A 20635-nucleotide genomic window follows, 5' to 3' on the forward strand; every position below is an offset into this window, starting at 1 on the left:
GTCGAGAAGGCGCGCAGCACCTCACGGCCGCGACCTGCCAAGCGCACCACCGGGACACCCCGCCCGAGGACGTAACAAGGGTCGCGGCAGGTCTCCTGGCTCACGGGTCAGCGCTCTCGTCCCGTCTTCCCAAGGCCTTGCGGTCTCAGTGACTTAATCGTGGACGTGAACTCACCGCTTACAGTTGCGGGGGCAGCGCCGGCTTCGCACCGGCTTCCCTCTTAGCTCTCGATCTTGCGATTCGAGAGACCATCGACCACCAGATTTAGTAGTCAACGCCTTGCAAGTGTCAATCCGTCGTGATGCGGCTACTCAAGTGCCTGTGAAGAACGGGGATCGATATCGCGTGTCGCGGCGCGGTCGCGCTCCCTCCATTCGGCGATGATGTCGCGATCCTGAGCGAGACGAGCGATCTTGTCCGGCGGATGGAGAGGGAAGTGAATGTCCTGCTTTCCTCGGCGGAGCAATCCGCTTCCCGAGATCGGCAACCTCCCGTCCTTGATCCAACGCCGACGTTCCCGGGAAGAGATTTCAAGGACCTCATCGACCACCCGCGGGTGCAGACGCCCCCTCTGAAACTCGTCCACACGTCGGTCCAGGTCGCTCATCCGGCGTCGTATGTTAGCTTCCGGCTCGCTGCCATCGAACACTGCGGAAACCTCATGTTCGTTGGCGACGAGAGAGAGCGGTTTCGCGCTCTCGACCGGCCTCAGCTCCGGCGGAAAAACAGGCCATGGCCTCGCGAGAGGCCTGTCGTTCTCAAGCAACAGCAGATCGTCGATATCGTTCGATGGCTCGCTGTGTGAGATCATCTTCATCTACCGCGACCGTCACCAGTGCAGCCACGATGTAAGCCAATTTGGTTCGTTCTCGCTTATCAAACGCATCAGGAATGGTCGATCTGACTTCGTTCCACGCGGCCTCCAGGGCCGCCTGCGCCCGGGCGAGGTCAACCGGGTCACTCAGCGACGAGAACGGCATGCTCCTTCCTCCGAGGGGGTCTCTCGTCGGGGATTTTATGAAGGCGGAGCTTGCCGGCAATATCAAAAATTAAGGCGGTTCTGTTGCCGAGAGCGGTTGAACGCCTTCGCCTCAATCTCAGATCTGTTCTGAACCGCTGCTCCATGCGTTGAGATAGCGTCGCGCCAGAAGCGGAGGTTGGCGCCATCCTGCGGACCAGACATCCGCGTTCTTGGGAGTGATCTTCAGTTGGAGCCTCATCCCATCTTTGCCGGCGGCACTCGGCACCAGCCTGGATGACAAACTGAGGCATCAAGTGACATGTTCTCGATCAAAAGATCGATCTAGCGCTGACGAAATACGATTATAATCGCCAGATTCGGAATAATATCACACTGAACGACTCCTTGCCTTGTAAGAGCATCTTACGCGCACCATTTTAAGGCAGTCTCGAAACGCATCGGGATTCTACTTCAGAGCATTTGCGCGAAGCGCCCCGATCTGGGCCAAACGGAGCCCAGCCATGACAAATATTTCCGGGCACTGGTTCGGTTATCGCATTTGGGCCGCAGACCGCCATCTGGTTTGGTTCGCACATGGTGGTCTCATCGCCGCGCTCGCACTGGTCTTCGCACTCGTGCTGAAATGATGTCTCCCATGGAACCGCACCGGGAAAAGGCTCGGCTTGCAGCCGCTGGCTATGCTCCAGCGCCGGAGGCGTCGGCAGCGATCTATGGAATGACCGGCATGGGGCTCGTCAGTGTCGGCATGTGGGGAGCGGGCAGATTCTATGACCTGCCTCCGATCCCCCACTTGTCGGTGATCGTTGTCGGTTCGCCGATCGCGTTTCCCGTCGGCATCTGGCTGCGAAAGAAGCGGAAGCGGCGCCATGTCGATGCCTGTCAGGCCGAGCTGGTGCGTCTTGGCGCAGGGTGCAGGTCATGAGCCTCGACTTTCCCAACTCGATCCGGCGTTACGAACCCGGCCGCGGCTGCGTGAGCTTCTGGGGTTCTGAAGCATCGCTGGAAGTCATGTTCCAGATCGAGCTCGATGTTCTGCGAACCTTAAGTCCCGCTGTCATCGACGGAAGCGAGGGTTCGTTCCTGGTCGCATTCGACCTCAATCGCTCAGCCATATTGCAGGCCGCTCGCTCCGCCTATCTGAAGAAGCGCGGGGGCTATCATCGGCTCTCGGCCGACGCCTTCCGCTAGCAAGGGCCGGAGCTTTCGGCCGCACCTAAAGGACTGGCGAGGACAGCGGGTTGGCTCGGCCTGTCTCACGTGGCGACTTAGCGTTTGTCCAGTCATCGTCAATCGCAGGAGCGCGACATCATGAGCGAACGGCGAGAGCTATATCGCAGCCCCACCGGCGACTGCTGGTTTCTGGGGCGGGAGCCGACGAGCGGTGCAGCATTCGTGATCCATCAACCGAACGGTCCAGGAGGGGGCCAGCTGTCGCATGTCGAGTTGGGAGCCTTCCTCGTCTCCGGAAAGTCGGACCGTCCCGAGCAACAGGCCTTGCTCCGCCTCATCGGGACGCTTGTCGATGTGCCTCCCTACGCGAATCGGGCGTGACGTCGTGATACCGGCTCCGGCCGCCATCCGGGTTCGGCTGCTGTACCGTCGCCTTTACCGAGATCAGCATCTGCGGCTTTTCCTCGTACCCGAAACGTGACTTGCGATGTCCGGCGAAAGGGCGCTCAATTCGGCTACAGTTGTCTCCATAACGCTTCTGGAAATGACCGTCGCGGCGCCTGTCACGTCGCCAAGCGGAGACACAAACCATGCTCAGCGGAACCGGGTCGGTCACTTTACGCAGTGGCCGGAGGCTGCACGCCAAATATCAGTTTGGTACGCATCAGGAGCATCATTGGATCGGATATCTGATCTGCGACACGGAAACTGCCGATCCGAGCGAGTTCTCCTACAAGATCCTTCTTCAATGCGAAGGCGGGATAGCGATCGAGCTTGCCGTTACCAACTGGACGGATCGCTACATGGCAGTCGTGGGGCGCCCGTTGCCGGAGTTCAATCAAGTCGCTTGAAAGAAACGCGCGGCGCGCTTCCAGTCAATTTGGCCTCGCCGGGACCTCAAACGGCCACAATGATCGACCAATAATAAATAATCGACGGAGTCGTTTAGCTGGCATCGCGAAATCGCGGTTTGCCCGACTTCTTTTCTCTTTCGACATCGCTCGCCGCTTTGCGGCATCCGCTGCCGGCATAATGCCGGCCGTTTGACGCGTCGCGTGGCCGAGCGCCATAGGATTCATATGAACAAGATCATCGACAAAAACAAAAAAGAACACCGTATCGGCAATGCAGCGCCGGCACCTTTGTCTCCGCGTCCTGCACCGATCTGCAAACCTGTTTCGGGCGGTCTCTCGCGCGCTGAATTGCGTGAAATCGTCGCTGAGATCCTGGGTTGAGGGGGGAAGAACCATGAATCTGAATCGTCGCGAGCGAGGCCTAGCCGCTTAGCAGGACTGACGATCAACGATCGTGATGCCGCGTAGAAGGCCCAGCAGCTTCACGGTAGATTCTTCGACGGGATTGTCGCGCTATCTGAGTGCTGATCAGCCTCCTTGCGCAGCCGCTGTTCCTTCAGCCGGGCTGTCTTCGCGTCGCGCTCCTGGTTGGAGCTTTCAGTCTCCGACAGAAGGCGATTCCGCGACAGCGATTGGGTCTGCGTCTTCAGGAACGCAGCCTCCGCGTGGGTCCGGGATTTCGAGTGCTCGGTCATTTTACTTCCTCCTGTTGGGCGGCTACAGCCGCCGCTCCGCCCGGTCGTAGCTCCGGATCATCCTTGAGAGCCGGATACCGGCGATTTAGCCTTTGCTTTTGAAACGATGATCTGGTCGTGACCGATCGCCCGTTCGCGGCCATCGATGCCCCGAACCCGATAATGACGCTCACCGCTCTCCCGCGCCGGCATCAGGCGAATGATCTCATAGTCGCCCTCTCCAGAGCGATCGGCGAAGCCGAACGACAGGCGCACGGTGTCGCCGACCTTGATGGGACGTTCGGTCATGGCTTTTCGCTTTCGAGAGTGGGTTGTCCGGCGGGAAGCCGCTTGTCTTTGCCGGGCGCATTTGTGAACGCGCCGTCCGGCTGCATCGCCTCCAGTAGTGCTGCGACCTTCACCGTGGCGAAATGGCAGAAAGTGTCCGAGACCGCATAGGGCAGGACGATCATGTCGCCGTGCCGCAGCGCACCACAGGTATAGACGACGTTCGGCACGTAGCCTTCCCGTTCCGAAGGCTCGGGCTGGACGAAAGGCTGACGCAGGCGCCCCAGCACTTTCGAAGGGTCCGCCTTGTCGAGCAGGACCGCACCGATCGTATATTTCCGCACCGCCCCGACGCCGTGGATCAGGAGCAGCCAGCCTTCGTCGAGCTCAATCGGCGAGCCGCAGGTGCCGATCTGCACGAACTCCCACGGGTATTGCGGCTTCAGGATCGCGACCCCACCGTTCCAGGTCAGGAGGTCATCCGAATAGATCAGATGAAGGTTCTCATTGTCCTGCCGGGAGATCATCGCATAGCGGCCGCCGAGCTTGCGCGGAAACAGCGCCATGCCCTTGTTCACGGCGGCGGAGCCTCGCAGCGGCGACAGCCGGAACGACAGGAAGTCGCGGGTCTCGATCAGCTCCGAGCGGATCGACCTGCCGTCATACGCTGTGTAGGTGGCGCGATAGAACGTGCCTTCATCCTCCTCGAACGCAACGAAGCGTGCGTCCTCGATGCCGTTCGACTGGGATGCGGTCACGGGAAAGATCACCCGCTCGCTGATGTCGCTATCAGCCGCGAAGACGACCTCGACATCTTCGCCATCAAGCCGCGCCATTCGGTTGTGCAGGGTGGCGATCGTTGCGAGGCGCGAGGTGGGGTCGACGCTAACCTCGCCACCGGCCGCGATCGACCCGGAGCGGAACGTCAGGGACGAGATGTGCCCCTCTCCAACCGCACGAACGCTGAGGATGAAGCGAAGCCCGCCAGCTGGAGCATCGGACTGGTCGGGATGCGCGATGATGCTCGGGTTGAAGAGTGCCGCCGCCTCGAACGAATACTCGTGCAGGAAATAGGCCCCGACCAGCTGGCGTTGGACCTTGGTGAAGGCGCCGTGAGCAGCGAACGCATCCTCCATCTCATCGGCACGCGCCTCGAACCGCTCCAGCAGGTTGCGATGCCGCCCGTTGAAATTCTCCAGCACCTCGGCAAGCAGGTTCGCCGCCGCCTCCGGAGCGAGCGACAGAACCCGGTTGACGATATGGTTCGCCTTGGCCTTTTCGGCAGGATTGAAATCCCGTGGCTCGCCCACAGGGCCGAACCGACGCACGACGACCCGGGAGGGGTCGGGATGCAGGTACAGGGTCTGCCTGTTCAGGAAACTGGGCTGGGACAAGACGTCCGCCGATCTGTTTTGAGCAAGGTCGTCGAAAGCTCAGGCGTGCAAGGCCCGAAGCGGCGCCAGTTTCGGGCGATCCCCGCTGACGCGGGCAAGCTGACGAATCTCGGCGAGGCTGAGCAGGTACGAGACGACGGATTCACCGCCGCGGTTCTCATTTGGCCGATCGCGATGGAGGCCGTCACGGCAGGCGCCGGTGTCCAGGTCGACGAGGGGCGTGGAGAGGTCATTGTCGCCCAGGAACCAGGCGAAAGCGCGCGCGGCTTCGTTGCGCCATTGCGGATCGCCGTCAGCGCGCCAAGCTGCGAGGCAGGCTGAAACAGCTGCCGTTGCTTCCAGTGGCTGCTGATCAAAGGCCTTCGGTGGGCTACGCTTGTCGCCGAAACTCTCCGAGCCGACAGGCCTGAACAGGCCTGCCCGCGTTGTCTGGAGATGCGTTAGCCAACGCAGCGAGCGCAGGCCAGCCTCGACATAGGCCGGCATCTTCATCGTCAGTCCCGTCGCGATCAGGGCTTGGGGCAGGCGCGCGTTGTCGTAGGAGAGCCCATCCTCGAACCAGATCCAGTCCGGTGTCTCGACCGTCGCGATCAGGCCGAGCAGGCGGTCGGCGAGACGCGTACGGAGCGAGATGGCGGCCGTCGTGGTGCAATGAGCATCAAGACCCAGCAAGGCAAAAGCCCAGGCACGCGGGGAACTGAAACGCTCGATGGCGGGCAAGGCCTCGGCGAACAGAGCGGTAGCCCATTGTCGCCGCGAAATGCTCGCATCGTCGCGCGCGCAGACACCGAGCGCCCACAGCGTACGCCCATGGCTGTCCTCCGACCCGGCTTCCTCGAGCCAACGTCGATCGAAGCTCATCAAGTTGCGGAAGCGCCGTCGATCGGGATTCCAGGCGTGTTGGATGAAGGAGGCAAAGCGTGTCGTTAGCGCGTCCGCCAGGCGCTCCTCGCCAGTGCCGTTCAGGGCACTGGCGAGGAGCAGAGCGCGGGCATTGTCATCGACGCAATAGCCATGCGAGCGGTCCGGCACGGAATGAACCGCGTGCTGGAGCAGCCCGGTATCGTCGCACATGGACAGGAGGTGGCCGGTCTGCGTCTCCGGCGGCGGTGCCGTTGCCGGCTGGGCTTTCGGCCGGCTGGAACCCGTAACAGCGCTCAGCACACGGCCTCGGCGGGCCGTCTCGAAAGCGGCGAGATAGCGTTTCGCGGTTCGCTCCCAGGTCATCGAACGGCTGCTCGCATAGGCGCGCAGCCTCATGGCCTGGCGCCGGGGCGCATCTGTCAGCAAGCCTGCGATCTCGTTACCGATCGCGACGACATCGCCGAAGGGCACGAGGACGCCGCGCCCGTCGCCCAGCAATTCCTTGGCGTGCCAATAGGGCGTCGAAACCACGGCCTTGCCCAGCCCGAAACTGTAAGACAGCGTGCCCGACGTCATCTGCGCCTCGTTGAGATAAGGCGTGACATAGACGTCGCACATAGAGATGAAGCCGAGCAGCGTCGCCTGATCGACGAACCGGTCGAGGAAGACGACGTGATCCTCGACCCCGAGCTCGCACACACGCGCCGTCAGGCTTTCGCGATAGGCCTCGCCATGCTCGCGGACGAGATGGGGATGCGTCGCGCCCAGAACCACATACATTGCATCGGGGCGGCGCCTCAGGATCGAGGGCATCGCGTCGATCATCACCTCGATGCCCTTGTTGGGCGACAGCAGGCCGAACGTCAGGATGACGGAGTGGCCGCCGAAGCCCAACCTTTCCTTGGCTTCATCGGGCTCGACAAAGGCAAATTCGGGAATGCCGTGCGCGATCACCTCGATCTTGTCCGCCGGCAATCGATAGACGGTCCGCAACAGGTCGCGCCCCTTCTCCGCCATGACGACTACGCGGGCCGAGGCATCGACGATCCGTTCCATCACGTCGCGCTGCGCGGCATTCGGTTCGGCCAGGACAGTGTGGAGTGTCGTGACGACGGGCACGGTCAAGCGCGATAGCAGCGCCATGATATGGCTCCCGGCCTCGCCACCGAAGATGCCGAATTCGTGCTGAAGGGAGACGACGTCGAAGCGGCCTTCGTTCAGGAAATCGGCTGCACGCGCATAATCTTCGAGCCGCTGGTCGGAAATCTGGCAGTGCACGGGGAACGGATAGTCGTAGCCGTCGCCATGGTCGTTCATGGCCACGATGGATGTGTCGATATCGGAGGATGCGATCGCCTGCTGTAGATCGGTGGTGAAGGTCGCGATCCCGCAGCGGCGGGGCAGCGAGTTGCCAATGAAGGCGATGCGTTTGGTCGGGCTCATGATCGTGCCTCCGTGGACGGAATCGGGAATACTGCGAATGCCGGAGGCGGCCCGGTCGGCGGTGAAACCGTCTCGCGGAACCTGGGCATGCCGTCGCCGTCGACACGATGCAGAAGGTCGCGGCTAGGTGTTGCCGCGTCATAGGCGACGAGACAGGACAGGCCGGCTTCGCCCGGCACGATACGCACGCTCTGACCCTCGATGAAGCAGCCTTGGCCAATGCCGATTTGCAGAACGCCGATCATGGCGTCGCCGGCGATGGTGGCCAGCCAGGTCTCGCATCGGGCATCGAGGTCCCAGATCGATCGGGCAGGCAGGTCGATCCGCTCGAAGACGAAATACGGATTGACGACGAGCACGGTCCGACCATCGCTCAGGCGCCCGGCCGGCGCGGCGCGTTGCGCGGGTCCGCGATGAGCTGCCGCGACGCCCTGCTCGATATGAAGTTCACGAGCGCGGCCATAGTCGAACAAACGGAATGTCGTGTCGCTGCGCTGCTGGATCTCGGCCAGCACAAGGCCTGGACCGATCGCGTGGATCGTCCCGGCGGGAACGGCGATGACCTCGCCTGCAGCCGGCTTGTGCCAAGCGACAAGCCGGGCGATCGCGCCATCGGCAATGGCGACCCGCAGTTGCTCGGGGGTGACGGGCGCCGTGAGCCCGACTCCCACCATAGCGTCAGGGGCCGCGGACAGGATGTACCAGGCTTCCGTCTTGCCGCGCGGCAGCCCCATCCCATGGGCGGCGGCATCGTCCGGATGCACCTGGATCGACAGGGGTTCCTGCGTGAACAGGAGTTTGAGCAATAAGGCGGGCTCCGGCGCGTGTTTATCGCAGCGTTGGAACCAGAGTTCGCCGATCGGAACGCTGGGATGCCCCGTCCCGCTCCAGGGGAGGAGGTCGGTCGACCCCCAGGGCTTGGGGATCAGCTCGATGCAGGCTTGTTCGAGCGCCATTGCGGGCTCCTGGTTCATGCGGCCGGACATGACGACGGGTTGTCGCGCGTGGGCCTTGGGTAGCGGCGGTTCACGGGGCGTAGGCGCAAGCAACCGCGTATCGCGAGCGGCATCGGCTGGCTGGCGCGCATCAGGAGGACGCCAGCCGTGCTCCCGGTTTTGAAGCAATCTTCCGAACGATCGAGCCGTTCGACGCGGCATCGAAGCGCGCGATGGCCAAGATGAGGCGTCAAATGCGCCCGCGGCGGGATACAGCATGCCGGATCAGCGGTGGCCAGCGCGCGGATCCCTCGCCGGTGTCGTCTTAATAAGCGCTGAGGTCAGCCTCCAACGCGCTGACCAGTTCGCCCGGGCTCACCGCGAACACCTGGGAGTTGCCAAACGAAGAAAGCGACGGTGTGTGCAGCATGGTGGCGATCTGGCGATAGGCCAGAAACGAGGTGGCTGGAATCTCCTCCTCGTCGACCACCACGCGGTAGGTGCCGGCAGGTTGCATATGGTCTATTGCGCTCAGCCTGAACGGCTTCCTGAACGTGACCGTGGTTTCCCGGCTGCGAATGTTCACGTCAGATCTTCTTCTTCGGCTTTCCTGCAAGTTCGAGCGTCACCGGAAGGCCCTTTGCCGATACGGGCACGGCCGCTGCTTCCTTCTTCTTCTTGGGCTTCTTGGCTTCTCGATTGCCGCGCGTCTGTCCCTTGGCCATACAAATCTCCTCTTGCTGAGCAGGGAGGCGTCATGAACGCCACCATTTCCGCGCTGCTCACGCGGAATGGTTCATGATCGACGGACGATGTCGCTGCGTACGGTTATCGCCGTTGCGATCGTCTCAGGTCTTGGACATGCCGAGCGTTTCGGCGCAGGCCTTGGCGACGGCCGAGTCCGGTGACGTGCTACCGATCATCGTGGCCCAGCCACCCTTGGCGATGAAATCGCCCTGGCTCCATGAACTGATCTTCTTCAGTTCGGCGAGGGCTGCATCGACATTGGGTTGCTTCTGAAAGTTGCTCACGCAAATCGGAGACAAGGCCGCGACAACGGCATTCTCGGCTCTGAGCTTCGCCACGCGTTCGCTCGACGAAGCGGTGGACCATCCACCCCAGGTGAAGCCGAGAACGGCAAGGGCAACAGCACCGCCAACGGCACCCCAGATGGCAGGTTTGGTCTGAGAGGGGATTTTCATGGAAAATCCTTCCGATTTGCGGAATGAAAATCTTCCGTGAAAGAATGTATCATAGAATTAGAAAATAATCCTGTTTATTTATCTCACGAAGGCGAGATCGAATATTATTTATTCTCCACGATTTACGTACCTTCCTGATGCCTGAAATTTAATTTCAGTTGCAAGGAAGTCGGATCATACGGTTCCCAAGCCTTGCTCATTCGAGATGACGCGCTCGACCGCCTGCCGCGTCCGTTGTCTCCGCGAACTGAAGGCACAGCCGGCAGATGCCTCGAAGAGACGTTTCCACGTCGTCGGCGAGCAAGGGGCCCTTGATATCTGCCAACGGACTGGAAACTTGCGACAGTTCGCCGAGGACGAGGATCGCCATCGGCAGACGGCGGCGAAGGCGCCGAAGCGCATACTTCACGTGAGCAGCATTGTGGGGTCCGATATAGCAAAGGCAGATCAAAGCCGGACTGCGCGCGGCAAGGCGCTCCATACCGGGAGCCAGCAGCGCGGTGGGAGGCAACGCCTCCGCCGCCAATCCATGCTTCTCCAGGATCTGGCCCAGCATGAGCGCGGCTGCCTCATCGAGTTGCGATCGCGCGCCGATGCAGACCACTCCACCTCCGTCTCGAAACGTGTCCTTCAGCTCAGCCGCGGTGAGTACGGGCAGATCGGACGCACCTTCCTGTTCGTTGGTCTGTTCAACCGCCGCCTCGGTCTCGGCGTCTGCGGCGCCGGCGCCGCGCGAAGGGCGACCGTCGTCATGGTCGGACAAGTCCTCGAGGACCTCGCGAATTGTCGCAAGGATCTGGTTTCGCCTGGGAGCATCGAGAACGCCGCGCGCCTCGTCTGCTGCGGCGAGCCGCAAGCCTTCGAGCGCGACCTCGTCATAATAAGCGGATAGCGAGCGCTCTTTCAGAACCTCCTCAGCCTTGTCGGCTGCTTCCGCGGGGTCTCCCGCGAGGATCCGCTGATAGAAGATCTCCGGCGCCGACAGTGCGGGTCTGTCCCCCAGCATCACGTCCAGAAATTCCAGTCTTTCGACATGCCGGCCAAGGACCACGAGACACACGGTCAAAGGGGTTGCCAGGACCAGCCCGATAGGACCCCATAACCAAGTCCAGAATGTTGCCGCGACTACGATGGCGATCGGCGAGAGCCCGGTGGAGCGGCCATAGGCCAAAGGTTCGATCACATGCCCGACGAGTGGCTCGGCGATCACGAACAAGGCCGCCGTCCACACGAGCATCATCCAACCGGGATCGACCGATGCGGCGATCACCATCGGAAAAACGGCCGAGAGGACGGCGCCAAGATAGGGAATGAACCGCAGGATCGCCGCCAGAATTCCCCAAAGCAAGGCGCTGGGAACGCCGATGGCGGCAAGGCCGCAACCAATCACAACACCGAAGCCGGCGTTGACGATGAGCTGCGTCAGAAACAGCCGGCTGAGGCGCTTGCCAGCGTCATCGAACGCGGCCGTCGTCTTCTGCAGATCGTAAGTCCCGGTCAATCGGATGAACCGGTTTCGAAGGTCCTCGCGCTTCAAGAGGATGAAGACCACGAAGATCAGCACGATTCCGGTTGTGGTCAGAGGGTGGATCAGCGGAGCCAGAAAGGCCTGCAGCGTTTCGATAGCGCCGGGTTCCGGTTGATGCACCTCGACGGGGATTGGGCGTCCGTCCCGTGCAGGGCCAGGCGTTTCGCTTGGGACTGGAGATTCCGCCTTGGGACGGTCGAGTTCCTTGCTCAGATCTTGCAAGACATCCGCGGCGCGGCTCAAAACCCCGCTTCCGGCCCCCGAGCCTTTCAAAGCGGCAATCTTGGCGCGGATGGTGCTCTGATAGGTTGGTAGCTCGCTCGCCAATTGAGTTGCCTGGCCAACCATCGCCATCGTCAAGGCCGCCAAGGTCGCGAACGCAATCAAGACGACGACAAAAACCGCCAACGCCCGTGGGGCACGCAGCTTCTGCAGACCTTTGACCAGCGGCGCCAGGACGAAGCTGAACAGGATCGCGAGCGCCACAGGGACGAAAACCTCGCGCCCGAAATAAAGCGCGGCGACGATGAAGACTCCGATGGCTACATTCGAGACGACGTCAGCAGGCGACCTTGTCGATGGAGCTGCGACGGTAGGGGTGACCTCAATCGCGGGCATCGATCGGTTTCCTTCAATCTGGACGCCAGCATGAAGCGGTCGACGGAATGGCGACCGCCGGGAGAAGCTAGTTCTTTGGCGATTGCGGCCCTGCGGCGTCGCCGGGAGGCACCGACCATGTCGCCGTCCACGTCTCGCTCAAGGTGCGATTTCGCGCTCTCAAGAACATGCGAAGCTCTGCCGACTGGCCGTCCGGCAGCGTCGCGTCGACGATGGCGCGCACACCTTTCAACGGGGCGTTGAACGTCAGGATCTTCGTGGTGATCGCGCCGGCCGTCGTCGTCGCAACGAGTTCGAGGCGATCGGGTTCGCTCTGATAGTAGGCGAGATCGCCGCCGGCGAAGTCGACGATGAAGCGCTTCGTGCCCTTGCCCTCGGCAACGCCGTCCTCGATATCCGAGCCGTTGAAGGTCTGCTGCACCTGCGCGTAGGGGTGCAGGTGCCAGGTCGTCGACAATGCCGAGATGCGGTAGCGGAACTCCGCCGCCTGCCCGCTGGGCAGCGGAGCGTTCGGCGTCCAACAGGCGACGATATTGTCGAAAGCCTCGTTCACCGTCGGGATTTCGATGAGGTCGATCCTCCCTTCGCCCCAGTCGCCCTGTGGCTGGACCCAGTAGCCCGGCCGGGCATCATAACGCGCTTCCAGATCCTGGTAGCTGCCAAAGTCGCGGTCGCGCTGCATCAGGCCGAAGCCGCGCGGGTTCTTGTCTCCGAAACTCGATATGCGTAGCGCCTTGGGATTGCGAATGGGCCGCCAGATCCATTCCCCGCTGCCGGATTGCAGCGTCAGCCCGTCCGAATCGTGGATCTCGGGGCGGAAATCGGTTCTCTGCGCGAGATCACCCTCGCCGGCCTGGAACATTGAGGTCAGCGGTGCGATGCCGATCCGCTCAATCGCCCGGCGTGGGATGATCGTAGCCGTCACATCCATATCGGTGACGCGGCCCGGGCGGACGACATAGCGAAAGGCGCCGGCGATCGATGGCGAATCGAGCAAGGCATAGATGACGAGCTCGGTCGTGTCACGCGACGGCTCCTCCACCCAGAGCGCCCGCATGAACGGGAACTCCTCGGGACCCTCACCGCCGACATTCAAGGCAAGCGAGCGCGCCGAGAGTCCGTAGCGGTGACCGCGGCCGATCAGCCGGAAATAGCTCGCGCCCAGGAATGAGACGACCTCGTCCTGCACTTTCGGGTCGTTCAGGTTGGTCGTCACGGCAAACCCCGCGAAACCCAGCGCCGGGGAAAGGCTCTTAGGCACGGGAACCTTGCCGTATTCGAACAGACTGGTCGTGAACGGGATAGGAATCGCGTTGCCGTGGTTGATGACGTGAACCTGGACTGGCTTGTTGTGCAGGAAGCCGAGATGGAACGGCAGCAGGCGGAAATCCGAGCCGCCCTCGCGCCAGAAGGCCTTGTCGCGGCGAAAGCGGATTTCGCGATAGCTGTCATAGGTCAGGTTCGAGAGCTCGGCCGGGATCTTCGCGCTCTCGGCATCGAAAGGCTGCTTTGCCAACGCCATCGCCTGCTGGACGACATCGTCATAGCCAAAGCCTTTCGCGGAGCCCGCTGTCGCCCGGGCCTGTACGCAACGGTTCGCCAGCATGCAGGCACTGGAGAGCAAAGCGATCATCGCGCGGCGAGACGGTGCGGACAAACTTCCCCCAACCCAAAAAAGCCGCAGCCGACATGGTATCGGGCGAGCAAGTTTTGAACGCTCCCCGCTTGTTTGAGTTCCGGGGCGCTCGGAGGCGCCATCACCAACCGGATGATCGCCTCATCGCCGCGGACACTGAAACGATCGAAATCAGGAGTTCCGCCCGCTAGACTTCCGCCTGCCAAATGACATCCGCAGTCTGCGCCACGAGCAGACACCCCGCCTGAAACCCGTTATTCCCGGCATCCCGGTGCCCACCCCGCCGCTGCGGGCGGGACAAACGGCGCAATTCTTTGCAATGCGAGGCAACAAGAGCTCACGTCGGCAGTTGGCTGAGAGTCACTCTCGAAAGCACATGATGTCGAAACTAGTCGTCCTGATCGTTGAAGACGAGCCTCTCCTCCGGATGGACGCCGTCGACTTCATCGAGGAGGCTGGTTTCGAGGTGGTCGAGGCTGTCCATGCCGAGGAAGCAATCGCGATCCTCAAAGCCCGCCACGACATAGCCATCGTATTCACCGACATCGAGATGCCGGGGTCCATGGATGGCATGAAGCTGGCGCATGTCGTGCGACTGGGCTGGCCGCCCATCCTCATCGTCGTCGCAAGCGGTCGCGTCATGCCGCACGAAGGCGAGCTGCCCGAGAACGTTCAGTATATCAGGAAGCCATACCGGGCAGCCGAAGTCATCGCAGCCTTCCGGTCGACGGCCTGATCAGTCGGCAATGAGCGCGTCGATGGGGCCGCGAAGCGAGAAGACCACTCCGGCCGGCTGATAGTCCATGGCGGCGGCCCCGCTGAAATATCCCGCCAAAGCGCGCTCGATCATGCGCGATCCGAAGCCGCGGCGGGTTGGCGGCTCGACCAGTGGTCCGCCGCTCTCACGCCACTCGAATGCGAACTGACCGTCTTCAACCGACCAGGTTATGTCGATCCGTCCGCCATCCTGCCTGAGAGCGCCGTATTTCGCGGCATTGGTCGCCAGCTCATGGAGCGCGAGCGCCATCGCCAGGGCAGTCTTGGACGAGAGTTCGACCGGCGGCCCGTCGATGCGGAAGCGCGACAGGTCGCTTTGCCCTTTCAGAGACTCTTCGACGAGATATGCCAGGCTCGCCCTGGCCCAGACGGTCTGGGTCAGGATGTCCTGTGCCGAGGCCATCGTGTTCAGCCTTGCGATGAAGGCCTCCTTGAGCGCATCCACCTCGGGACCACCACGGATCGTCTGATTGGCGATCGCCTGAATCATGGCGACGGTGTTCTTCATCCGATGCTTAAGTTCAAGCGCGAGCAGACGCTGGCGTTGCTCGGCCTCCTTGATGGCCGTGATATCTCGCGACACGGACAGGATCGCCTCGGGTTTTCCTTCCGGGCCTAGGATCGGGCCAACTTGGACGTCCCAGAACCGTGGATTGCCGGCGGCCGTATTGGCAGCGCCCTGAAAGCGATAGCTGCGACCAGCACGCGCTTCCTCGATCGCGAACTTGGCTTCGGCGTTGCCCTGGTCAGCCCAGAAATCCGGCCAGGGGCAGCCCTTGATGGCGTTGAAGTCGCTGACTTCCATGATGCGCTGGCCGCCTTCGCTCATGAAGGAGAGCTTGCCGTCGAGGTCTATGACCTTGATGCAATCGTCCGACGCCGCCAGCAGGCTGCGCATGAAACGGGCGTCCCGAAGTTCCGGCGTCGGCAAAATGTCCCCGATCTCGTTCCCGTTCAGGGAGCGTTCCCGTTTATGCCATGTGCTGCCACGCCGCCAAATCCCTGTCTCTGTCTTTTGACGGTTTGGTTTGTTCGCCAGACGCGGGGCGGCCTATTGATATCCCTCTGATTGCATCCATATACCATCCAATTGGATGGTATATGGATTGCCAATGAAAACTCCTGAGAGCGAAAAATTGACCCTGAACCTCGGATTCGTGGATCTCGGCCGCATCGACCTGCTGGTCCGCGACGGCTTCTATTCCAACCGCTCGGACTTCATTCGCACCGCGATCCGCAACCAGCTTGCGACCCATTCGGATGTCGCCGCGAAGGCGACGACACGCCTGGCACTGGAACTGGGACTGCGGACCTTCACGCGCCAGGATCTCGAAGCCGTGGTCGCAGCTGGGGAGCAGCTCGACATCCGGGTCCTGGGCTTGGCCGTAATCGACAGTGACGTTTCCCCGGAACTGGCGCGGCAAGCCGTTGCCTCTCTCACCATCCTCGGGGCCCTGCATACATCCCCCGAGGTCAAGGCCGCCCTGGCCGATCGGCTGACATGACCCAAAGGACCTTCGCCATGAACCCGCGTTTTCACGCCGCCATCGGCGAAGCCATGAACCGCCTGCGAACATCCGACGTGATGGGCGCAACGGCCGCGATACGGCACGCTCTCGCCGGACGCGGGTCTATTCCCTCAGCTGTCCCGGATAGCGGCACACAAAGCGGGGACAGTCCCGAAGCACCGCCTGCGCGCGGCCTCCGGGCGATCCTGCAAAAGCTGCGACAAGAGCAGGCGAGCTTCGTCCACGCGCCGAGCCCTGGTGAAACGGTTACGGAAGATGCGCGGGACAGTGCAAACTTCAGGACACGCAGGTTCCAATCGACCGTTGGCTCAGTGACCTACAAGCTCTACGTGCCGCCTAATCACGCCGATCGTGAGCTTGCGCTGGTGATGATGCTTCACGGCTGCACACAAAACCCGGATGATTTCGCCCGCGGGACCAGAATGAATGCTTTGGCCGATGAGTTCGGCCTGATCGTCGCCTACCCTTCGCAGCCGAAATCGGCCAACGCGCAGGGTTGCTGGAACTGGTTCGACCCTCGTCATCAGCGGCGTGACGCTGGCGAACCGGCCCTGCTGGCAGGACTTGCCCACGAACTGGCTTCGAAATTTAAGATCGATCGCAAGCGGGTTTTCGTTGCCGGCCTGTCGGCGGGCGGGGCCATGGCCGACGTCCTGGCCTCGACCCATCCCGACGTCTTTTCCGCAGCCGGCATTCATTCCGGCCTGCCTCATGGCGCGGCTTGCGACGTCGTGTCCGCATTCGCTGCAATGAAGGGAAATGCGAAAGCGACGACACAAGGCCGTTCGCCCATCAGGAAGATCATTTTCCACGGAACCGCCGATGCCACGGTTCATCCATCGAATGGCAAGGGCGTTTTCGATCTCGCGGGGTGCGCGCAGGGGAAGCCAGCAGAGCTTCAGACCGACGCGATGATCAATGGCAAACGCGTAACTCGGTCGCTGATCGGGCATGGCGATGCTCCTGCACTCGCCGAGCACTGGCTGATCCACGGCGGCGGTCATGCCTGGTCAGGAGGTGACCGCGGTGGAAGCTATACCGATGCGACGGGCCCCGATGCCTCGCGTGAGATGGTCCGCTTTTTCCTCGAGGCCTGAGGCGTCTTGCGCGGTACGGAATTGGTTTCGTTGGGGCGATCAGGAAATGTTCCGGGAACCCATCGTGCCGCCACCCACGAACATGAATGCAGTGAAGCTCTCTCTCTCCAACGAGGAGAGAGGGCCCCAAGGAAGCGATCGGGTCACGCGGCCTTGGCTTGCGCGACAGCCGCCGAGTTTGCCGGGCCCGCCGAGCTGCGTGAGCAGCTTGTCGGTCTTGGTCTCCTCGGCAAGCGTGGCGCGGTGCGGACGGTATGGTCCGCTCGATCTCAACGACACAAGGGATGAGACGATATGATCCGCGAGCCGAAGCGTTTCGATCTTGTCCGGCGATTAGTAGCCGGGCTTTTGCGTCATTTGCTGATTTTTGACCTCCGCCAGGAGCCGGACGTTCACACCTGCCGGTCGAGATCGCATCGAAACGCTGTCTGGCGCCTACGTAGCGCTGAATTCCATGATGATCTTCACGGACGAGTCGCCGACACGATCGACAAAGCTGGGCGTGCCAGGCGGGCGTGAATGGTTAGGCCCGACGAGCCAAGGGAGATGATCAAGACAGCGCTAATGGTCGCGGCGATCGCATAGGCATTCGCGCTACGGGAGCGGATGAGAGGGCGTAGGTCGAACTTGTATCGACCTCGCCACATCAGGTCCGTTTCAGCGGTTAAGAAGACGCTTTAGGAATTCGCGCGTCCGCTCCTCGCGCGGATTACCGATGACCGCATCCGGTGGGCCTTCCTCGACGATCCGGCCCTTGTCGATGAACAGCACCTTGTCCGCGACCGACTGGGCAAACTGGATTTCGTGCGTCACGACGACCATCGTCAATCCGTCCGCCGCGAGATCGCGCATGACCGCCAACACTTCGCCCACCAGTTCGGGGTCGAGCGCAGATGTCGGTTCGTCGAACAGGATGGCTTCCGGCCCGACAGCCACGGCCCGCGCTATGGCTACACGCTGCTGCTCGCCGCCGGACAATGTTGGCGGATAGGCGTGCAGCCGATGGGACAGTCCGACACGCTCCAGCAACTCCTTCGCACGTAACTCAGCCTTATTGCGCGGCACGTTATGAACGTAGACAGGTGCCTCGATGACATTCTCCAGCACCGTGCGATGCGGGAACAGGTTAAAGCGCTGGAAGACCATCGCAACCTTGCGGCGAATGGCCACAAAGCTTTCCGGGTCGGCGCGTAAGCCGGCGACGCGGATCTCGCCGTCCTGATAGGTTTCAAGGCCGTTGATGCAACGCAGGAGCGTTGATTTGCCGGACCCCGACGGACCGATGATGCAGGATACCTTTCCCTCGGGCAGGGAGGCCGAAACGCCCCGGAGCACCTCGACGGCGCCGAACGACTTTCGAACGTTGTCGAACACGATCATCTTGCGGCCTCTTTGGAGAATCTGTGTTCGAAGTATCGGATGAAGAGAATGAACGGAACGCAGATCGAAACGTAGAGCAGCGCTGCCTGTGAGAAGACTTCCATCGTTCTGAAGGTTTCGGATGCGAGGATCTGGGCTTGCCGGGTCAGCTCCGCGACGGTGATGACGGCGCAAAGGCTGGAGTCCTTGACTGCCATGACGATCGAGTTTCCGTAGGGCGGCATAAAGTAGCGCGTGGCCTGGGGAATGATGACGCGTCGCATCATGAGCGCCTTGCTCATCCCAAGCGAAACGGCTGCCTCGGATTGCCCCCTGTCGATCGCCTCGATCGACAGCCGCATGTTTTCCGCCATGTAGGGCGCATGCGCGACGGCCAGTGCGATGATGCCGGCGACAATCGGTGACAAGGCGATACCAAGTGCCGGCAGGGCGAAATACGCGTAATAGATAAAGACCAGCGTCGGGACGCCCCGCAGGACGACGACAAGCACGACGTTCAGGCGTTTCAAGAACCCGAAGCCAGTCCATCTCAGCATCTCCAGGCACAGGCCCAGCGCGGTTGCCAGAGCGATCGCGGACAATGCGATGACGATTGTCAGCTTCACGCCGGACAGGAGATTGGGCAGGAAGCCGAACAGCGCCTCCGTCATGGTCACCTCCGCTCCATTCGGCGAATGAGGATGATCAACGGAATGCTGATCGCGATGTACAGCAAGGCCAGCAGGGTGAAGAGCTCGATGCTCTTGTAGGTGGCCTGGACGAGCAGGAACGCGGTGCGAGACATTTCGGGGACCGCGATGACGGAGGCCAGCGAAGTGGTTTTCAGGATCATCACAACGATGTTGGAGTAGCCGGGCAGCGCTGTGCGAACGGCCTGCGGCACGATCACCCGCCTCGCTATCACGAGCGGCGACATGGCCAACGATGTGGCTGCCTCGACTTGCCCGGTGTCGACGGCAAGGATGCCGGCGCGAAACACCTCGGCCATATAGGCCGAGAACGCGAGCCCCAGCCCCGCGACGGCCGCCCAATAGGCCGGCAGGGTAACGCCGATGCTCGGCAGCAGGAAGTAGATGTAGAAAATCTGCACCAGGATCGGCACGCCGCGGATGAACAGGATATATGCGCTCGCCGCTTGCGACAGCACCGGGATGCTGCTCCAACTTGCCAGTGCCAGGAGTAGGCCGAGCACCGTGGCGACAGCCAACGACGCCAGCCAGAGCAGCACGGTCATGCCTATGCCGCTGTAAAACAGCGGCAGGTATTGCAGGACATCCGCTAAAGATTGCACGTACTGCTCCAGCTTCGAAAAGGCATCGCTCCGCCTCGCCGTCACAGCAGGCGGAGCAAAGGCCGGACAGGTCGATCAGGGAGCGATGTCGACGGAAAGGCCCCATTGCGTAATAAGGGCCTGCAATGTGCCATCTTTCTTGATCTCGGTCAGGATCGGGTTGATCTTGTCCAGGAGCGCGCTATCACCCTTGCGGACCGCGAAGGAGTAGTAGTCCTTGGAAAAGGGCTTGAAATCCTTGACCCACTCGAATTTGTACTCGGGTTTATCCTTCATCATCTGGTCAACGATGGGCGTATCGACGATGGCGGCATCGATCCGGCCTAGATTGAGGTCTCTCACCAGGTCCTGGATCGTGCTGTAAAGCTCGAATTCGATTCCGTTCTGGCGGGCACTGGCGATGATGTTGTTGCCCATATTGGTGCCGACTTTGACTTTCTTCACGTCATCGTAGGTGACCAATTTCTTCGGATTGCCCTGGGGAACCAGCAATCCACAGTAGAAGCTGTACATTGGCACCGCGAAGTCGACGACCTTAGCTCGCTGCTCGGTGATGGCGAACGAGGACGTGATGATATCGATCCTCTTGCTTTCAAGCGCCGGCACGAGGGACTGGAAGTCGAGCGTCTGCAGGTCGAACTGTAACTTGCCACGCTTCGCCACCTCGGCCGCAATGTCGAGCAAGAAGCCGCGCATCGTGTTTGTCTTTGGGTCTAGGAAGTTGAACGGCACGCCGGTTGGGGTGGCTCCGTTCTTGAGGACCTGCGCTTGAGCGGGGACGGCGGCGAGCGCCAGTACGATGGCTGCACTGCGCAGCAAAGACGTCAACTTCATTTTCTGCTCCTCCCTGGATTGAGATCGTTCCGATAGTCCTGGGCAGTATTTGAAGTCGCCTAGACGTTGCTGCGGGACGCACACGCTTCGCAGCGGCGTCATTGCGGCAGAAGACGTCGATCAGCTTCCTCACGACCC

General features: G+C 61.7%; 25 protein-coding genes and 1 riboswitch. Of the genes, 8 read left to right on the plus strand and 17 right to left on the minus strand.

From position 1 onward, the window contains the following. Positions 1-68 precede the first annotated feature (68 nt). A riboswitch (cobalamin riboswitch) is annotated at positions 69-270 on the minus strand. A gap of 38 nt (positions 271-308) precedes the next feature. Next, positions 309-818: a hypothetical protein gene (locus AC1RLU_RS19355; RefSeq protein ID WP_492797558.1), complete on the minus strand. Its 510-nt coding sequence runs from the start codon at positions 816-818 to the stop codon at positions 309-311. Then, a complete protein-coding gene (locus AC1RLU_RS19360) occupies positions 760-981 on the minus strand; it encodes a hypothetical protein (protein ID WP_492797559.1) in 222 nt (73 codons plus the stop codon). The genes AC1RLU_RS19355 and AC1RLU_RS19360 overlap by 59 nt, the downstream gene beginning before the upstream one ends. Positions 982-1483: 502 nt before the next feature. On the opposite strand from AC1RLU_RS19360, the gene AC1RLU_RS19365 reads away from it, so the two are divergent. The 5 genes from AC1RLU_RS19365 to AC1RLU_RS19385 all read left to right on the plus strand — a co-directional run bounded on the left by AC1RLU_RS19365 (position 1484) and on the right by AC1RLU_RS19385 (position 3388). After that, positions 1484-1609 carry a hypothetical protein gene (locus AC1RLU_RS19365; RefSeq protein ID WP_492797561.1) on the plus strand — a complete coding sequence of 42 codons (126 nt, stop codon included), beginning with the start codon at positions 1484-1486 and terminating at the stop codon, positions 1607-1609. An 8-nt stretch (positions 1610-1617) separates the two neighbouring features. Further along, complete coding sequence (locus tag AC1RLU_RS19370) at positions 1618-1905, plus strand: hypothetical protein (protein WP_492797563.1); 288 nt, start codon at positions 1618-1620, stop codon at positions 1903-1905. Further along, positions 1902-2171 carry a DUF1488 family protein gene (locus tag AC1RLU_RS19375; protein ID WP_061966613.1) on the plus strand — a complete coding sequence of 90 codons (270 nt, stop codon included), beginning with the start codon at positions 1902-1904 and terminating at the stop codon, positions 2169-2171. Before AC1RLU_RS19370 ends, AC1RLU_RS19375 begins: the two co-directional genes overlap by 4 nt. 572 nt (positions 2172-2743) lie before the next feature. Then, positions 2744-3004: a hypothetical protein gene (locus tag AC1RLU_RS19380; RefSeq protein ID WP_492797565.1), complete on the plus strand. Its 261-nt coding sequence runs from the start codon at positions 2744-2746 to the stop codon at positions 3002-3004. A 228-nt stretch (positions 3005-3232) separates the two neighbouring features. Then, positions 3233-3388: a hypothetical protein gene (locus AC1RLU_RS19385; RefSeq protein WP_492797567.1), complete on the plus strand. Its 156-nt coding sequence runs from the start codon at positions 3233-3235 to the stop codon at positions 3386-3388. A gap of 101 nt (positions 3389-3489) precedes the next feature. On the opposite strand, the gene AC1RLU_RS19390 is transcribed toward AC1RLU_RS19385, so the two are convergent. From AC1RLU_RS19390 to AC1RLU_RS19435, 10 genes are all read right to left on the minus strand, one after another. Beyond that, positions 3490-3702: a hypothetical protein gene (locus AC1RLU_RS19390; protein WP_091858755.1), complete on the minus strand. Its 213-nt coding sequence runs from the start codon at positions 3700-3702 to the stop codon at positions 3490-3492. A gap of 57 nt (positions 3703-3759) precedes the next feature. Further along, positions 3760-3990: a hypothetical protein gene (locus AC1RLU_RS19395; RefSeq protein ID WP_061966611.1), complete on the minus strand. Its 231-nt coding sequence runs from the start codon at positions 3988-3990 to the stop codon at positions 3760-3762. Continuing rightward, positions 3987-5363 carry a glycoside hydrolase family 130 protein gene (locus AC1RLU_RS19400; protein ID WP_492797569.1) on the minus strand — a complete coding sequence of 459 codons (1377 nt, stop codon included), beginning with the start codon at positions 5361-5363 and terminating at the stop codon, positions 3987-3989. The genes AC1RLU_RS19395 and AC1RLU_RS19400 overlap by 4 nt, the downstream gene beginning before the upstream one ends. A gap of 39 nt (positions 5364-5402) precedes the next feature. Beyond that, positions 5403-7670 carry a glycosyltransferase family 4 protein gene (locus AC1RLU_RS19405; RefSeq protein ID WP_492797571.1) on the minus strand — a complete coding sequence of 756 codons (2268 nt, stop codon included), beginning with the start codon at positions 7668-7670 and terminating at the stop codon, positions 5403-5405. Beyond that, the gene (locus AC1RLU_RS19410; RefSeq protein WP_492797573.1) at positions 7667-8626 is read right to left on the minus strand and encodes a class I mannose-6-phosphate isomerase; all 960 of its coding nucleotides are present in this window, start codon (positions 8624-8626) and stop codon (positions 7667-7669) included. The genes AC1RLU_RS19405 and AC1RLU_RS19410 overlap by 4 nt, the downstream gene beginning before the upstream one ends. A gap of 304 nt (positions 8627-8930) precedes the next feature. Continuing rightward, the gene (locus AC1RLU_RS19415; RefSeq protein ID WP_492797575.1) at positions 8931-9191 is read right to left on the minus strand and encodes a hypothetical protein; all 261 of its coding nucleotides are present in this window, start codon (positions 9189-9191) and stop codon (positions 8931-8933) included. A 1-nt stretch (position 9192) separates the two neighbouring features. Further along, complete coding sequence (locus tag AC1RLU_RS19420) at positions 9193-9330, minus strand: hypothetical protein (protein ID WP_492797577.1); 138 nt, start codon at positions 9328-9330, stop codon at positions 9193-9195. Positions 9331-9453: 123 nt separating this feature from the next. Then, positions 9454-9807: a hypothetical protein gene (locus AC1RLU_RS19425; protein ID WP_061966608.1), complete on the minus strand. Its 354-nt coding sequence runs from the start codon at positions 9805-9807 to the stop codon at positions 9454-9456. A gap of 196 nt (positions 9808-10003) precedes the next feature. Further along, the gene (locus tag AC1RLU_RS19430) at positions 10004-11953 is read right to left on the minus strand and encodes an AI-2E family transporter (protein WP_113586051.1); all 1950 of its coding nucleotides are present in this window, start codon (positions 11951-11953) and stop codon (positions 10004-10006) included. Between the two features lie 67 nt (positions 11954-12020). Beyond that, a complete protein-coding gene (locus tag AC1RLU_RS19435; protein ID WP_492797679.1) occupies positions 12021-13586 on the minus strand; it encodes an OpgD/OpgG family glucan biosynthesis protein in 1566 nt (521 codons plus the stop codon). Positions 13587-13860: 274 nt separating this feature from the next. Between AC1RLU_RS19435 and AC1RLU_RS19440 the strand changes: the two genes are divergently transcribed. After that, a complete protein-coding gene (locus AC1RLU_RS19440; protein ID WP_320409863.1) occupies positions 13861-14325 on the plus strand; it encodes a response regulator in 465 nt (154 codons plus the stop codon). Here the strand turns inward: AC1RLU_RS19440 and AC1RLU_RS19445 are convergent, their stop codons facing one another. Next, positions 14326-15264, minus strand: a complete 939-nt coding sequence (locus tag AC1RLU_RS19445) for a sensor histidine kinase (RefSeq protein WP_492797580.1) — start codon at positions 15262-15264, stop codon at positions 14326-14328. A gap of 196 nt (positions 15265-15460) precedes the next feature. Between AC1RLU_RS19445 and AC1RLU_RS19450 the strand changes: the two genes are divergently transcribed. Next, positions 15461-15871 carry a CopG family transcriptional regulator gene (locus tag AC1RLU_RS19450; protein WP_492797581.1) on the plus strand — a complete coding sequence of 137 codons (411 nt, stop codon included), beginning with the start codon at positions 15461-15463 and terminating at the stop codon, positions 15869-15871. Beyond that, entirely contained in the window at positions 15868-16992 is a 1125-nt protein-coding gene (locus AC1RLU_RS19455) for an extracellular catalytic domain type 1 short-chain-length polyhydroxyalkanoate depolymerase (RefSeq protein WP_492797583.1), read from the plus strand. The genes AC1RLU_RS19450 and AC1RLU_RS19455 overlap by 4 nt, the downstream gene beginning before the upstream one ends. A gap of 657 nt (positions 16993-17649) precedes the next feature. Here AC1RLU_RS19455 and AC1RLU_RS19460 read toward each other — a convergent pair. The 4 genes from AC1RLU_RS19460 to AC1RLU_RS19475 form a co-directional block, all read right to left on the minus strand. Continuing rightward, entirely contained in the window at positions 17650-18372 is a 723-nt protein-coding gene (locus AC1RLU_RS19460; RefSeq protein WP_492797585.1) for an amino acid ABC transporter ATP-binding protein, read from the minus strand. Next, entirely contained in the window at positions 18369-19022 is a 654-nt protein-coding gene (locus AC1RLU_RS19465; RefSeq protein ID WP_492797587.1) for an amino acid ABC transporter permease, read from the minus strand. The genes AC1RLU_RS19460 and AC1RLU_RS19465 overlap by 4 nt, the downstream gene beginning before the upstream one ends. A gap of 2 nt (positions 19023-19024) precedes the next feature. Beyond that, entirely contained in the window at positions 19025-19663 is a 639-nt protein-coding gene (locus AC1RLU_RS19470) for an amino acid ABC transporter permease (RefSeq protein ID WP_492797589.1), read from the minus strand. A 75-nt stretch (positions 19664-19738) separates the two neighbouring features. Then, positions 19739-20497 carry a substrate-binding periplasmic protein gene (locus tag AC1RLU_RS19475; protein ID WP_492797591.1) on the minus strand — a complete coding sequence of 253 codons (759 nt, stop codon included), beginning with the start codon at positions 20495-20497 and terminating at the stop codon, positions 19739-19741. Positions 20498-20635 lie beyond the last annotated feature (138 nt).

This window comes from Allobosea sp. GW822-FHT05A11 (genome assembly GCF_058800455.1).

Bases quoted from the DNA above. Each gene is read 5' to 3' on its own strand.
- AC1RLU_RS19355 (WP_492797558.1), bottom strand. From the start codon at position 818: ATGAAGATGATCTCACACAGCGAGCCATCGAACGATATCGACGATCTG.
- AC1RLU_RS19360 (WP_492797559.1), bottom strand. From the start codon at position 981: ATGCCGTTCTCGTCGCTGAGTGACCCGGTTGACCTCGCCCGGGCGCAG.
- AC1RLU_RS19365 (WP_492797561.1), top strand. From the start codon at position 1,484: ATGACAAATATTTCCGGGCACTGGTTCGGTTATCGCATTTGGGCCGCA.
- AC1RLU_RS19370 (WP_492797563.1), top strand. From the start codon at position 1,618: ATGGAACCGCACCGGGAAAAGGCTCGGCTTGCAGCCGCTGGCTATGCT.
- AC1RLU_RS19375 (WP_061966613.1), top strand. From the start codon at position 1,902: ATGAGCCTCGACTTTCCCAACTCGATCCGGCGTTACGAACCCGGCCGC.
- AC1RLU_RS19380 (WP_492797565.1), top strand. From the start codon at position 2,744: ATGCTCAGCGGAACCGGGTCGGTCACTTTACGCAGTGGCCGGAGGCTG.
- AC1RLU_RS19385 (WP_492797567.1), top strand. From the start codon at position 3,233: ATGAACAAGATCATCGACAAAAACAAAAAAGAACACCGTATCGGCAAT.
- AC1RLU_RS19390 (WP_091858755.1), bottom strand. From the start codon at position 3,702: ATGACCGAGCACTCGAAATCCCGGACCCACGCGGAGGCTGCGTTCCTG.
- AC1RLU_RS19395 (WP_061966611.1), bottom strand. From the start codon at position 3,990: ATGACCGAACGTCCCATCAAGGTCGGCGACACCGTGCGCCTGTCGTTC.
- AC1RLU_RS19405 (WP_492797571.1), bottom strand. From the start codon at position 7,670: ATGAGCCCGACCAAACGCATCGCCTTCATTGGCAACTCGCTGCCCCGC.
- AC1RLU_RS19410 (WP_492797573.1), bottom strand. From the start codon at position 8,626: ATGGCGCTCGAACAAGCCTGCATCGAGCTGATCCCCAAGCCCTGGGGG.
- AC1RLU_RS19420 (WP_492797577.1), bottom strand. From the start codon at position 9,330: ATGGCCAAGGGACAGACGCGCGGCAATCGAGAAGCCAAGAAGCCCAAG.
- AC1RLU_RS19425 (WP_061966608.1), bottom strand. From the start codon at position 9,807: ATGAAAATCCCCTCTCAGACCAAACCTGCCATCTGGGGTGCCGTTGGC.
- AC1RLU_RS19430 (WP_113586051.1), bottom strand. From the start codon at position 11,953: ATGCCCGCGATTGAGGTCACCCCTACCGTCGCAGCTCCATCGACAAGG.
- AC1RLU_RS19435 (WP_492797679.1), bottom strand. From the start codon at position 13,586: ATGATCGCTTTGCTCTCCAGTGCCTGCATGCTGGCGAACCGTTGCGTA.
- AC1RLU_RS19445 (WP_492797580.1), bottom strand. From the start codon at position 15,264: ATGCGCAGCCTGCTGGCGGCGTCGGACGATTGCATCAAGGTCATAGAC.
- AC1RLU_RS19450 (WP_492797581.1), top strand. From the start codon at position 15,461: ATGGTATATGGATTGCCAATGAAAACTCCTGAGAGCGAAAAATTGACC.
- AC1RLU_RS19455 (WP_492797583.1), top strand. From the start codon at position 15,868: ATGACCCAAAGGACCTTCGCCATGAACCCGCGTTTTCACGCCGCCATC.
- AC1RLU_RS19460 (WP_492797585.1), bottom strand. From the start codon at position 18,372: ATGATCGTGTTCGACAACGTTCGAAAGTCGTTCGGCGCCGTCGAGGTG.
- AC1RLU_RS19465 (WP_492797587.1), bottom strand. From the start codon at position 19,022: ATGACGGAGGCGCTGTTCGGCTTCCTGCCCAATCTCCTGTCCGGCGTG.
- AC1RLU_RS19475 (WP_492797591.1), bottom strand. From the start codon at position 20,497: ATGAAGTTGACGTCTTTGCTGCGCAGTGCAGCCATCGTACTGGCGCTC.